The organism is Nocardia sp. NPDC003726 (assembly GCF_053586955.1).
Window position 1 is genome coordinate 1 of sequence record NZ_JBSFNF010000047.1, and the last position, 12,136, is coordinate 12,136.

General features: G+C 68.0%; 15 protein-coding genes. 6 read left to right on the plus strand and 9 right to left on the minus strand.

Features of this window, described 5'->3' with window-relative positions:
• Positions 1 to 666: 666 nt before the first annotated feature.
• Positions 667 to 2,175, minus strand: a complete 1,509-nt coding sequence (locus ACWDMM_RS32865; protein ID WP_195082014.1) for an aldehyde dehydrogenase family protein — start codon at positions 2,173 to 2,175, stop codon at positions 667 to 669.
• 166 nt (positions 2,176 to 2,341) lie between these two features.
• On the opposite strand from ACWDMM_RS32865, the gene ACWDMM_RS32870 reads away from it, so the two are divergent.
• Positions 2,342 to 3,130: an SOS response-associated peptidase gene (locus ACWDMM_RS32870; protein ID WP_195082013.1), complete on the plus strand. Its 789-nt coding sequence runs from the start codon at positions 2,342 to 2,344 to the stop codon at positions 3,128 to 3,130.
• 525 nt (positions 3,131 to 3,655) lie between these two features.
• On the opposite strand, the gene ACWDMM_RS32875 is transcribed toward ACWDMM_RS32870, so the two are convergent.
• Positions 3,656 to 3,937, minus strand: a complete 282-nt coding sequence (locus tag ACWDMM_RS32875) for a hypothetical protein (RefSeq protein ID WP_195082012.1) — start codon at positions 3,935 to 3,937, stop codon at positions 3,656 to 3,658.
• 90 nt (positions 3,938 to 4,027) lie between these two features.
• Complete coding sequence (gene ybaK / locus ACWDMM_RS32880; protein WP_195046644.1) at positions 4,028 to 4,522, minus strand: Cys-tRNA(Pro) deacylase; 495 nt, start codon at positions 4,520 to 4,522, stop codon at positions 4,028 to 4,030.
• A 297-nt stretch (positions 4,523 to 4,819) separates the two neighbouring features.
• Between ybaK and ACWDMM_RS32885 the strand changes: the two genes are divergently transcribed.
• Together ACWDMM_RS32885 and rsrA are read left to right on the plus strand one after the other, a co-directional pair.
• Positions 4,820 to 5,452: a sigma-70 family RNA polymerase sigma factor gene (locus ACWDMM_RS32885; RefSeq protein WP_051021205.1), complete on the plus strand. Its 633-nt coding sequence runs from the start codon at positions 4,820 to 4,822 to the stop codon at positions 5,450 to 5,452.
• Positions 5,453 to 5,472: 20 nt separating this feature from the next.
• Positions 5,473 to 5,739, plus strand: coding sequence for a mycothiol system anti-sigma-R factor (rsrA, locus tag ACWDMM_RS32890; protein ID WP_195082143.1), 267 nt, complete (start codon positions 5,473 to 5,475; stop codon positions 5,737 to 5,739).
• A gap of 77 nt (positions 5,740 to 5,816) precedes the next feature.
• Here rsrA and ACWDMM_RS32895 read toward each other — a convergent pair whose 3' ends face one another.
• On the minus strand, positions 5,817 to 5,891 hold the full coding sequence (locus tag ACWDMM_RS32895) for a 50S ribosomal protein bL37 (RefSeq protein ID WP_022597109.1): 75 nt from the start codon (positions 5,889 to 5,891) through the stop codon (positions 5,817 to 5,819).
• Positions 5,892 to 5,981: 90 nt separating this feature from the next.
• Here ACWDMM_RS32895 and ACWDMM_RS32900 point away from each other — a divergent pair, with 90 nt between their 5' ends.
• Together ACWDMM_RS32900 and ACWDMM_RS32905 are read left to right on the plus strand one after the other, a co-directional pair.
• Entirely contained in the window at positions 5,982 to 6,197 is a 216-nt protein-coding gene (locus ACWDMM_RS32900; RefSeq protein WP_067810563.1) for a biotin/lipoyl-binding carrier protein, read from the plus strand.
• A gap of 22 nt (positions 6,198 to 6,219) precedes the next feature.
• Complete coding sequence (locus tag ACWDMM_RS32905; protein WP_357112902.1) at positions 6,220 to 7,734, plus strand: sensor histidine kinase; 1,515 nt, start codon at positions 6,220 to 6,222, stop codon at positions 7,732 to 7,734.
• Between the two features lie 497 nt (positions 7,735 to 8,231).
• Here ACWDMM_RS32905 and ACWDMM_RS32910 read toward each other — a convergent pair whose 3' ends face one another.
• Positions 8,232 to 8,486 carry a WhiB family transcriptional regulator gene (locus ACWDMM_RS32910; RefSeq protein ID WP_011211115.1) on the minus strand — a complete coding sequence of 85 codons (255 nt, stop codon included), beginning with the start codon at positions 8,484 to 8,486 and terminating at the stop codon, positions 8,232 to 8,234.
• Between the two features lie 255 nt (positions 8,487 to 8,741).
• Positions 8,742 to 9,686 carry a diacylglycerol/lipid kinase family protein gene (locus ACWDMM_RS32915; protein ID WP_195082010.1) on the minus strand — a complete coding sequence of 315 codons (945 nt, stop codon included), beginning with the start codon at positions 9,684 to 9,686 and terminating at the stop codon, positions 8,742 to 8,744.
• A gap of 198 nt (positions 9,687 to 9,884) precedes the next feature.
• On the opposite strand from ACWDMM_RS32915, the gene ACWDMM_RS32920 reads away from it, so the two are divergent.
• The gene (locus ACWDMM_RS32920; RefSeq protein ID WP_397071493.1) at positions 9,885 to 10,307 is read left to right on the plus strand and encodes a hypothetical protein; all 423 of its coding nucleotides are present in this window, start codon (positions 9,885 to 9,887) and stop codon (positions 10,305 to 10,307) included.
• Here the strand turns inward: ACWDMM_RS32920 and ACWDMM_RS32925 are convergent.
• Genes ACWDMM_RS32925 through ACWDMM_RS32935 form a run of 3 tightly spaced genes read right to left on the minus strand, consistent with a single transcriptional unit; the run spans position 10,304 to position 12,127 of the window.
• Positions 10,304 to 10,996 carry an endonuclease V gene (locus tag ACWDMM_RS32925; protein WP_449941410.1) on the minus strand — a complete coding sequence of 231 codons (693 nt, stop codon included), beginning with the start codon at positions 10,994 to 10,996 and terminating at the stop codon, positions 10,304 to 10,306. The genes ACWDMM_RS32920 and ACWDMM_RS32925 overlap by 4 nt on opposite strands.
• Before the next feature lie 4 nt (positions 10,997 to 11,000).
• Positions 11,001 to 11,477: a GNAT family N-acetyltransferase gene (locus ACWDMM_RS32930; protein ID WP_195082141.1), complete on the minus strand. Its 477-nt coding sequence runs from the start codon at positions 11,475 to 11,477 to the stop codon at positions 11,001 to 11,003.
• A gap of 44 nt (positions 11,478 to 11,521) precedes the next feature.
• Positions 11,522 to 12,127, minus strand: a complete 606-nt coding sequence (locus ACWDMM_RS32935; RefSeq protein ID WP_195082008.1) for an acid phosphatase — start codon at positions 12,125 to 12,127, stop codon at positions 11,522 to 11,524.
• Between the last annotated feature and the right edge of the window lie 9 nt (positions 12,128 to 12,136).

Genomic DNA, 12,136 nt, shown 5'->3' on the forward strand with positions numbered 1-12,136 from the left:
CGCCGGGCCGGGGTGTGGGCGACCGCCGCTTGCTCCTTCGTCGCGTACGCGGCGGCCACGCAAACGCGAGCCGGGCCGCGAACGCGCATGCTTGGTCTCGCTTCGCTCGAAAGACGTGGTTGCGGTGCGCTGGGCGCGTCGGTGTCCGAGCTTGCTATCGAGTGCATGCGGTTTGTGGTGGGCGGTGCCGGATCGGGTCCGACTGCCGTTGTCGTTTGTCGCCTGCGGTGCTGCGTGTTCGCGGCCTCTTGGTGGGCTCGCTGGCCGCGAGCGGGGTGTTCGGTCTCGCTGCGCTCGGAAGGCGTGGTTGCAGTGCGGTGCGTCGGTATCGACCCCTACTGGTGCATGGTTTGTAGTGGTTCGGCTCGGCTGCCGCTTGTTCTTGTCACCACGCGGCGGCGGATGGCGCATGCTCGGTCTCGCTCCGACCCGGCGGGTCGGCCGAAGTTGTTGCGGTGGAAAACACACCGGATCGGGGATGCACGCGAGCTGTGCCGGTCGAGTGCCCCGGTTGTCATCGGGGGCGCGGACGACGCGCGGCCGACTTCGTCCGGTCTCATAGCGCCTCGCAGGCGCGTTCACCTGGCGGATGCTCGGTTGGTCTCACCTATGGCGCGGGGCCGGGCGCTCGATGGGGTCGAGTGCCCGGCCCCGGCCGTCGGGTTCTTACTTGTGCCGTCCGTGCAGGAACGGGACGAGCTTGCGCAGCAGCTTCATCGTGGAGTCGGTGCGGCTGTAGCTCAGCAACGCCATGCCGGGAACGGTGAAGCGCTGCACCGCGATCGAGTGCGGGCGGGTGAACTCGCGCAGGCCCGGTTCGCCGTGGATGCGGCCGATGCCGGAATCGCCGACGCCGCCGAAGGGCAGGCCGGGGATGGCGGCGAAGGCGAGCACGGAGTTCACCGAGGTGGCGCCGACGCGCAGCTTGCGTGCGATGTCCAGGCCGTTCTTCTTCGAGTAGACCGCGGAGGACAGGCCGTACTTGGAGTTGTTGGCCAGTTTCACCGCTTCGTCGACGCTGTCGACGGTGCGGATGGTGATGGTCGGGCCGAAGGTCTCCTCGGCCACCGCCTCGGAGTTCTCGTCCACGTCGACCAGCACGACGGGTTCGATGAACGGCGCCTTGACCGATTCGGGGCCGCCGAGCACCGCGGTGCCGCCGTTCTTCAGCGCGTCATCGATGTGGCGGCGCACGATGTCGATCTGGCTCGGCATGGTCATCGGGCCGTAGGCGGCCTTGTCGTCGGAGCCGGGCTTGATGTCGGTGAGGATGCGCTTGACCTCCGCGACGAACTCCTCGCGCACCGAACGGTCGACGTAGACCCGCTCGACGCCGGCGCAGGTCTGGCCGCTGTTGGCGGTGGCGCCCCAGGCGACCGCGTCGGCCGCGGCCTTGATGTCGGCGTCGGGGGCGACGATCACCGCGTCCTTGCCGCCGCACTCGAGCAGCACGGGGGTGAGCCGCTCGGCGGCGGCGGCCATGATCCGCTTACCGGTGGCGGTGGAGCCGGTGAACGCGATCTTGTCGATGTCCGAGCGGACCAGCGCCGCGCCGGTGGCGCCATACCCGTTGATCGTGATGAAGACGCCCTCTGGCAGTTCGCGATTGGCTTCGGCGAACGCGTCGGCGAGGAAGTTGCCGATGCTCGTGGAGTACTCGCTCGGCTTGAACACGACGGTGTTGCCCGCGGCCAGCGCGTAGGCGATGGAGCCGTTGGGCGTGTAGACCGGGTAGTTCCACGGACCGATCACGCCGACGACGCCGAGCGGGCGCTGCTCGAGCCGGGCGCTGAAGTTCGACATCAACGCGCCGGGGGAGACCTTCTTCGGGCCGAGCACCTTCTTGGCGTTCTTGGCCGCCCAGGAGATGTGCTCGAGGGCGAGCATCAATTCCAGGAAGGCGTCGTCGACCGGCTTGCCGTTCTCGGCGTGGATCAGCGCGCAGAATTCCTCCGATTTCTGCACCAGCCTGCTCGACCAGCGCAGCAGATGCGTGCGCCGCTGGTCGAAACTCAGCGCGCCCCACGTGGCGGCGGCTGCGCGCGCCTTGGCGACCGCGGCGGCGACCGCCGCGTCGTCGGCGATGACGTGCGTGCCGATCACCTCGCCTGTCGCCGGATTGACCGACGTCAGTGCCGTGTCGTGATCGGCGGGTTTGGTGTCGGTGGATGTCACAGTGGTTCTCCTCTTGCCGTCTGCGGTGGACGGTCGATGCGCGGGTCCGAGTGGACGGGCGACCCGTCCTTCCGATGAGAGAATGCTATGCCACAACTCTCAACAGGTCATCAGCTATGCACCAATTCTTCCCGACGCTGTCGGTGGCAAGTGGGACTATCGGGATATGTGCGGACGATATGCGACCACGACCAACCCCGGCAGGCTCGCGGTCGAATTGGATGCGATCGATGAGACCGGCGCGGCCGACCAGGGTTCGTTCACCAATTACAACGTCGCTCCGACCACCCAGGTGCTCACCGTGGTCGAGCGGCACGACCAAGGCCGCGAAGACGATGACCCCAAACTGCGTATCCGGCGCATGCGCTGGGGACTGATCCCGGTGTGGACGAAAGCGGCCGAGCCAGGCGTCCCGGTCAAAGGCAAACCGCTGTTCAACGCCCGCGCCGACAAGGCCGCCACCACGCCTTCCTTCCGTGACGCGGTGAAATACCGGCGCTGCCTGGTGCCGATGGACGGCTGGTACGAGTGGGTCGTCGAGCCGAACGGCGACAAGGGCGGAAAAGGCAAGGTCGCCAAGCACCCGTACTACATGGCCAACGCGGACGGTTCCCGGCTCTACATGGCAGGTCTGTGGTCGGTCTGGCGCGACCGTTCGCAGCCGGAGAGCGCCCCGCTGCTGTCGTGCACCATCCTCACCACCGACGCGGTCGGCGACCTCACCCGCATCCACGACCGTATGCCGCTGCCCATGCCCCGCGAACACTGGGACGCCTGGCTGGACCCCGATCACCCGGCTCCCGCGAGCCTGCTGGAGACCCCTTCCGAGGAGGTCGTCGCCGGAATCGTGCCCCGCCCGGTGCCCGCCCTGGTCAACAGCGTCCGCAACAACGGCCCGGAACTACTCGCCCCAGTGGATGAACAGAAGGAAGCCGAGCAGATCAGCCTGCTGTAAAGGTTCACTGACCAACGCCCGGACTCCCGCGCAACTGCAAACAACGGTCCTGTTCGTGCGGAGTGACGCGCAATCGGATATCGGCCCGACTCGGATCTCCACCGTGAAGACTTGCGTGCGCGATGGGCGATCGAAGGCCGCGCTATGCACCGCGCTCACGTCTCGCAGCGACCGCCCCTGCACAAACGGCATCGACCCAGCTCCGGCCTAGAGATAGCGAGACCGAGCATCCGCCGTTCGTCGCCGGACCCAGCTCCATCAGTTGAAGCCGCATTCCGAGCGCCGTGGGTGGCGCTCGACTGGACGGTCGCCATCGGGCGCGCGCTGAATCGTGACCAAGACCGCTGACGTGCCCAGCCGACCTCCACCACGTCTTCCGAGCGAAGCGAGACCGAGCATCCGCCGTTCGCGGCCCGGCTCGCGTTCGACCGGTCGACGCGTAGGCGACGAAGGAGCAAGCGTCGGCCGGTCGAACGCGAGCCATAAGGCGGCCGCGAACACGCAGCGCCGCAGGCGCTGCAAAAATTACAGACTGCACTTCACGCTGGGTGAAGCGATATTCAGCCCGCACTTGATGATTCCGGCGACCAGGTCGATCAGCTTGGTGGTGACAGTGCCGCTCAGCTTCTCGGCTTTCCCGGCCTTGTCGTCACTCTTCGAACCCTGACCGTCGAAGTCGAACACGGAATCGCTGACCTGCGTGACCTGCGGGCTGTCCGGTGCGGCGGCTGCCTCGGGGGCGAGGAGCGTTACCGAACCGAGAGCCACGACGAGAGTTCCGAACAACGCGACGATCACGGTGCGCAAACGCTGCTGCGTAGACATTCGCATCACATCCTCGAGTCGGTTCGATCTGGCCTGTTCAGTAACGCACAGATCGCGGCGATCGTGGCCGAATTACGCGGATGTCACGGGCGCGGTCACCGCGCCGGTCAGCCGGATCAGGTCGGCGGGCGCCAGTTCGATCTCCAGTCCGCGCCGTCCTGCGCTGCACAGCATCCGGTCCCAGGTCAGCGCCGATTCGTCGATCACGGTGGGCAGCCGCTTGCGTTGACCGAGCGGGGAGATGCCACCGAGGACGTACCCGGTCGTCTTCTCCGCCCGCGTCTTGTCCGCCATGCTCGCCTTGGACGCGCCGAGCGCGGCCGCCGCGGCCTTGAGCGACAACGTGTTCGGCACCGGGAGCACGGCCACCGCGAGCGAGCCGGTGGCGAGTTCGATGACCAAGGTTTTGAAGATCTGCCCGGCCGCGACCCCCAGTTCGGCGCCGAGCGCGTCGACCGCCTCGGTGCCGTAGGAGTCGGAGCGCGGATCGTGCTGGTAGGTGTGCACCCGGTGGGCCACCTTCGCCTGGGTCAACGCGCGGATCGCCGGAGTCGAGCCTGCTGCCATGAGCCACACCCTAACGACGGCCGCAGCCGGGCCCGCAACGGGATTTCGCGCGAATTCGCCGGGCGCCCGCGGGCCGGTGGGAACACCGGACGGCTCGAGCATGTTGTAGCCGGTACACCGCGCTCGGAATGCTTTCCACCGGTGAGCAGGCCCTATGGAGACGACAAGGAGATGCCTGTGCCCGTGCTGCTCGACGACCGTCCGGTGGGGACCGAGGTGTCCCGGACCGACGGCGGATTCTCCTTCGATGTGCCGATGCCGGTAGATTTGGCAGGTACGGCGATCGAAGGGACAGGTGTGACGAGCGACGATGACGTGGCGGCCGACGATGTCGCCGCCGTCGACGATGCCGAGCTGGCACAGCGGTTCGAACGGGACGCGCTCCCGCTGCTCGACCAGCTCTACGGCGCCGCGCTGCGCATGACCAGGAACCCGGCGGATGCCGAGGACCTGGTCCAGGAGACCTACGTGAAGGCCTACCAGGGCTTCAAGTCGTTCCGGGAGGGCACCAACCTGCGTGCCTGGCTGTACCGGATCCTGACCAACACCTACATCAACTCCTACCGCAAGAAGCAGCGCCAGCCCGCGCAGTATCCGACCGACGAGATCACCGACTGGCAGCTGGCCGCGACCGCGGAGCACACCTCGCAGGGCCTGCGGTCGGCCGAGGTCGAGGCGCTGGACGCGTTGCCGGACGACGACATCAAGGCCGCGCTGCAGGAACTTCCGGAGGAGTTCCGCATGGCGGTGTACTACGCCGACGTCGAGGGTTTCCCGTACAAGGAGATCGCCGACATCATGGGCACGCCCATCGGCACGGTGATGTCCCGGCTGCACCGCGGCCGGAAACAGCTCAAGGGTCTGCTCGCCGATGTCGCGCGGGAGCGCGGATTCAACCGTTCGGGGGAACGCCAGGAGGTCAAGCAGTGAGTACCGAGCGGGACCCCGACATGGAACTCGACTGCACGGCGGTGCTCGCCGACGTGTGGTTGATGCTGGATGGGGAGTGCGACGACGCGACTCGGGAACGGTTGCAGCACCACATGGAGCACTGCAGCCCTTGTATCGAGGCCTACGGCATCGAAGAGAAGATCAAGAGCCTGCTCAGCCGCAAGTGCGGCGGTGATCGCGCGCCCGCGTCGCTGCGTGAACGCCTGACCGTCGAGCTGCGCCGGACGTTCGTGACCAAGGAGACTTCGGTCGAGACCTCCGACTAGTCCGATCGGTGAGACGCGAGCGGCACGCCTTCCTGCTGGAAGTGCGTGCCGCTTCGTGCTTGCGGGCCGAGCGTCGCTCAGGCGTTGGGCCGCTTGCCGTGGTTGGCTGCGTTCCCCTTGCGGCTACGCTTCTTACGTCCGCGCTTACCCATGAGTAGTCTCCCTTCTGGTTGAAGGCCATTCTTTCACGTGTGGTTGGCTGTACCGTCAGCGGATGCAGGCCAACGAGGATATGGGGTGTCATGGCTGAGGAAGTGCTCGCCGAACTGGTGTCGGTCGTCTACCAGGTGGTCGCCAAGGAGGGCGACGAGGTGAAGGAAGGCGACACCCTGGTGATCCTCGAGTCGATGAAGATGGAGATCCCTGTGGTCGCGGAGTCCAGCGGCACGGTGACCTCGATCGGCGTGAAGGAAGGCGACGCGATCAAGGCGGGCCACCTGATCGCGGTCATCTCCTGATCGATTGCGGCGGTAGATCTGCATGGCGACACTGAGCGAGCTGCTGGCCGAGCACACCGACCTCCCCGGCGTCGCCGTGGATCATCTGCAGCGAGTGGTGGGTGATTGGCAGCTGCTGTCCGATCTGTCCTTCGCCGATCTGCTGCTGTGGGTCGGCGCCGGACCGGTGACCGAGGGCGCGGACATCGTCTGCGTCGCGCAGTGCCGTCCCACCACCGCTCCCACCGTGCACCAGGAGGACCTGGTGGGCACGGTCGCCCTGCGGGCAGACCATCCGCAGGTGTTCGACGCCCTGGTCAGCGGCGAGATCGTGCGATCAGACAGCGAGGTCGAGGCGTCGGGCGTCTACCACCCGCATCCGGTGCACGCGATCCGCGAGGCCATCCCGGTCCGCTGCGGCGACGACGTGATCGCGGTACTGAGCCGGGACACCGACATGCAACGTTCCCGGGTGCGCAGTCAGCTGGAGAGCGCCTACGTGGCGTGCGCCGACGACCTGTGCCAGATGATCGCCGACGGCACCTTCCCGACCACGGAGGATCGCGCCGCCACCCATTCCAGCCCGCGCGCGGGAGACGGGTTCATCCGCCTCGACACCGAGGGCATCGTCGTCTACGCCAGCCCCAACGCCTTGTCGGCCTATCACCGGATGGGTCTGCAAGCCGACCTGGCAGGTCAGGATCTCGCCGTCACCACCCGTTCGCTGATCACCGACCCGTTCGACGCCCAAGAGGTGGTCGGCGACATCCAAGCCGCTCTGGCCGGGCGCACCGGGCGGCGGATGGAGGTCGAGGCGCGCGGCGCCACCGTGCTGCTGCGCACCCTTGTGCTGCGCCCGCACGGTGAGCTGGCAGGCGCCGCGGTGCTGGTGCGCGACGTCACCGAGGTGAAGCGGCGCGATCGCGCGCTGCTGAGCAAGGACGCCACCATCCGGGAGATCCACCACCGGGTCAAGAACAACCTGCAGACCGTCGCCGCGCTGCTGCGCCTGCAAGCCCGCCGCACCGAGAACGAGGAGGCGCAGGTCGCGCTCACCGAATCGGTGCGCAGGGTCACCTCCATCGCCTCGGTGCACGAGATGCTGTCGATGTCGGTGGACGAAGAGGTCGATCTGGACGAGGTCGTCGACCGGCTGCTGCCGATCATGGCCGACGTGGCCACGGTGCACACCGCGCGCATCAAAGTGCGCCGCGCCGGCTCCCTCGGCGTCTTCTCCGCCGAGCGCGCGACCCCGTTGGTGATGGTGCTCACCGAACTGGTGCAGAACGCCATCGAGCACGCCTTCGATTCCGGCGAAAACGGCACGGTGACAATCCGTTCCGAGCGTTCGGCCCGCTGGCTGGACGTGATCATCAGCGACGACGGCCGCGGTCTGCCGCCCGGATTCAGCCTGGAATCCTCCGATCGGCTCGGCCTCCAGATCGTGCGCACCCTGGTGACCGCCGAACTCGGCGGTTCCATCGGCCTGCACCCCGGCGCCGACATCGGCACCGATGCCGTCCTGCGCGTCCCGCTGGGGCGTCGTTCCGGCCGCTGACCGGCCCGTTCGGTACGCGAGGGGTACAGCGCGGTAGCTCCACGTCGAGAGCGAGCGGCGGCGTTTCCGCCGCCGCGATATCGGTCGCGTCGGCCCTCGCCGCGCGCTGTTGCTCGGATGTCGCGGGCGGGCCGCTACCGAGGTGTCGTTCGCGGCTTGCCGCGCGGTGACTTCGTGAATGTCCGCATCGAGTGGAATGCGAGGTGTCGCATGGATTGGCGACCGTGCGAAGCCGCTTGGAAACCAACCACTTTCCCACAGGTTCCGCTGGATCGCGAGTCGAACCGCGGCGGTGTCGCGCGGTAATCCGCGCTGCCGATATTGCCGTCCGAGGCAACCGCATTGATCGGCTTCCGGATTCGTCGCGAAGCGAGACCGATCATTTCCAGTTCGCGGACGAGCGTACAAAAACAACACAGCCCGGCACCGTCGGGTGCCGGGCTGAAATGCGTTACCGGGCCGGGCTGAATGGCCCGGTAAGGCCGGTCGTCTCTGGATCAGACGACGGTGCGGGTGCGGGTGCGCGCGTTGCGACGCTTGAGCGCCCGGCGCTCGTCTTCGCTCATACCACCCCACACGCCGGCGTCTTGTCCGGACTTCAGGGCCCAGGACAGGCAGTCGGCGGTTACGGGGCAGCGAGCGCAGACCAGCTTGGCATCGGCAATCTGTGCGAGCGCCGGACCACTGTTACCCACGGGGAAAAACAGCTCGGGGTCCTCATCGCGACAGATGGCCTTGTGGCGCCAGTCCATTCCTCTGCTCCTTTGCTGGGCGCCGCGCAGGGCGCCGATGGTTTGTGGATCGTTCACTTGTGCGACTCGAATGTTTCCGCACGGTTGCTTGTGAATGCTTTCACGAACACCGTAGATGTCAATAGGCACGCGGTGCACCGTGGGGAAGCTCACGCTCTGAAGGCCCCCGCGTTGGGAAGCCTGCCCGGTCCTTTGTACTCGCTCTACCGGCTTTTCGCAGCACTACCCGCGATGTTTTTCGCGGTGTTTCGCCCGTCAGCGCGGTCGCGGCGCGACGACGGCGAGCACGTCGGGCACGGCAGTGAAATCCACCACGTTGCGCTTGCCGATGAAGTCGCCATCGATTTGCAGGCCGATCGGTTCTTTGGCCTCGATTCGTACGGCGGGAACGTCGTCTTCGCGAAATAAATTGCGGGACTTGGGATTCCCGTTGGCCGCGAGGAGGTGTCGCGCGAGCAGGAGCGTGGGGAGGACGGCCATCGAGCGCACCGCGAACACTCCGAGCCCGGTTTCGAACCGGGTGCCAGGGTTGGTGTGCACCGGCGTGGCGTTGAGATATGTCCAGGGTGTGGTGTTGGTAACGAAGGCGTAATGCACCCCGTCCACGGGATCGCGGCCGGGAATTTCGACCTGAACGCCGGGTTCCTTCCGTTTCGCGCGGAAGAATTGTCGCACTGTTGTTCGAACATAGCGGCCCGGAGTGGCGGCGCGGCCACGGGCGCGGCTGGCGTCGATCGCCTCGCACACGTCGGCGTCGAGTCCGACGCCGGCGCTGAAGCAGAACCAGCGGTCGTCGGCCAGCCCCAGACCGATCCGGCGATCGGCGTCCAGTGTGAGCAGGTCGATGAGCTGGTTGGTCGCGGTCACCGGGTCGGGGGAGATGCCGAGCGCCCTGGCGAAGACATTGGCCGAGCCGCCAGGGATCACGCCGAGGCGCGGCAACCAGGCTTGACCGTCGTCGAGGACGGGCAGCGGCAGGAAGCCGTTGATGGTCTCGTTGACCGTCCCGTCGCCGCCGTGCACGACGATCAGGTCCATTTCGTTGGTGGCTGCCCATTGGGCCAGTTCGGCGGCGTGGCCGCGGTGCTGGGTGTGCGCAACGGTCAACTGGGTGCGGCTCTCCAACGCGTGCGCCAGGAGGTCCCGGGTCGCCGGTGTGGTCGAGGTGGCATTCGGGTTCACGATCAGCAGCGTCCGCACGGATGGCAGCCTAGTTGGCGGCCGGCCGGCTCCCGAAAAGCGGCGAGCGATGCGCCGGACGCCGCTGCACGGGCGTACGCCGGGACGATGACGCGGACCGGCGGGGTCGTAGGCTTGCCGCGTGAACGAGCGTCAGCAAGGGAAGCGAGGACACCGTGCGCTGCGGCGCGCGACGGAGCCGGATGCGGGCGGGGCGCGATCGTGAGCGACAAGAGCGCGGCCGCGGGGACGGTGCCGACGACGGTGCGGGCGGCCGGGGGACTGGTGACGCTGGAGGGCGTCGTCGCCGTGGGAGTCGCGATCGTGCTGGTGGTGCGGGGGCTGCTCGGGCACGACCAGTCCACGACCAGCGGCTACGGCACCGCGGCCTGGTTCGGCGTCCTCGGCGGCGCGGTGCTGGCCGCGGGTATCGGGCTCCTGCTGGGGAAGCGCTGGGGCCGCGCCATCGCCGTCATCGCGCAGCTGCTGCTGCTCCCGGTCACCTGGTCGCTGCTCACCGACTCGCATCAGCCGGTCTACGGCACGGTGCTCGGGGTGGTCGCGGTCGCCGCGCTGGTGCTGCTGTTCGCGCCGCCGTCCACGCGCTGGATGGCGCAGGACTACGGGGTCGAACCGGATTAGTTCCCCGTCGCCGTGCGCAACGCCGCCCGGCAGAGGCGGTCGGCGTGCCTGGTGGTCTCCGGCAGCCGGTAGCGCGGGGTCAGCGCAAGCACCTGTGCGCAGGCGGTGTCGAGGTCGATGCGATGACCCACGGAGACGAACACCGGCTTGACGCCCGCTCTGGTGCGCAATGCCCGCCCGACCACCGCTCCGTCGATGGTGATGTCGGTGGCCGCACCGCGTTCGGGACCCGGTTCGGCATATTCGCCCCACACGGTCTTCGCCACGCCGATCGTCGGCACGCCGGTGAGCAGGCCGAGGTGGCAGGCGAGGCCGAAGCGGCGGCGCGGATGGGCGAGTCCTTGCCCGTCGCAGACCAGGAGATCGGGTGCGGTGCAGAGCTTTTCGAGCGCGGCGAACGTGGCCGGGATCTCCCGGAAAGCCAGCAGGCCGGGAACGTACGGGAAGGCGGCGGCGCCGTGCGCGACCGCTGAGGCGACCGGCCGCAGGGTGTCGGCCGCCAGGACGACGACGGCCGCGGTCACAGCCCCGGTGTCGGCGTAGGCCGAATCGAGCCCCGCGACCGTGCGGAATCGCGCACCCGGAGGGGTGACCGGACAGATCAGCGGCCGCAGTTCGTCCTGTAGTGCCATGGCCTTTTCGGCGGTGGTGGGCCAGGACGTGAGATCGAGCGGCGGGAGCCAGGACATCGCGCTACCGCGCGTCGGCGGCCAGCTTGCCGAGCGCGTCGCCGGCCAGCCGGTAGCCCAGCCATTCGTCCTGAGCGACGGCGCCGATCGATTCGTAGAAGTCGATCGAGGGCTTGTTCCAGGTCAGCACCGCCCACGACACGCGGCTGTAGCCCTGGTCGACCGCTTCCTTCGCCAGGGCCGTGAGCAGCGCTTTGCCGTAGCCCTTACCCCTGGTTCCCGGCCGGACGTAGAGGTCCTCCAGATAGATGCCGTGCACGCCGTCCCAGGTGGAGAAGTTGAGGAACCAGATGGCGCAGCCGAGCAGACCGGACTCGTCCGCCACCACATGCGCGAACAACTTCGGCTCCGGCCCGAACAGCGCCGAGCGCAACTGCTCGGCGGTGACCGTGCACTCGTGGCGTGCCTTCTCGTATTCGGCCAGGTCGTAGATCAGATCGACCAGTCCGGGCACGTCGGAGGGCACGGCGCGGCGCAGCACGGCGGAGCCGAGGTCGACGGCGGTGGGATCGGTGTCGGGTCGGGTCACTGTGACGCTCCGTTGGGTACCAAGTTGTGCGCGCGGATCGCGCGCGCGTCGTGTTCGTAGCCGAGCACGGTCAGCCCGCCGGTCGACATGGCGAATCGGCGGCCCTCCCTGATCTCGAACTCGGCCCAGCGGGCGATCAGCGCCCGGGAGAAGTGGCCGTGCCCCACCAGCACGATATCCCGCTCCGGCAGCGCGGCTGTCACGCCGGCCAGCACGCGGTCGGCGCGTTCGCGCACCTGCTGTGCGGTCTCGCCGTCCGGGACCGGGCCGGTCCAGATGGTCCATCCCGGCACGGACTCGCGGATCTGCGGGGTGGTCAGGCCCTCGTAGGCGCCGTAGTCCCATTCGGCGAGGTCGTCGTCGACGACGGCTCCGGTGAGCCCGGCCAGCTCCGCGGTGTGCATCGCCCGTAGTCGTGGGCTGGTGCGCACCAACGGATTCCGGAGTTCCAGTGTGGCGAGCAAGCCGCCTGCCGCCCTGGCCTGTTCTTCCCCGCGCTCGGTGAGCGGGAGATCGGTGCGGCCGGTGTGCCTTCGCTGCGTGGACCAGCTGGTCTCGCCGTGCCGGAGCAGCACAACGCGGGCATCGTCGAGTGCGGACATGCCTCCATG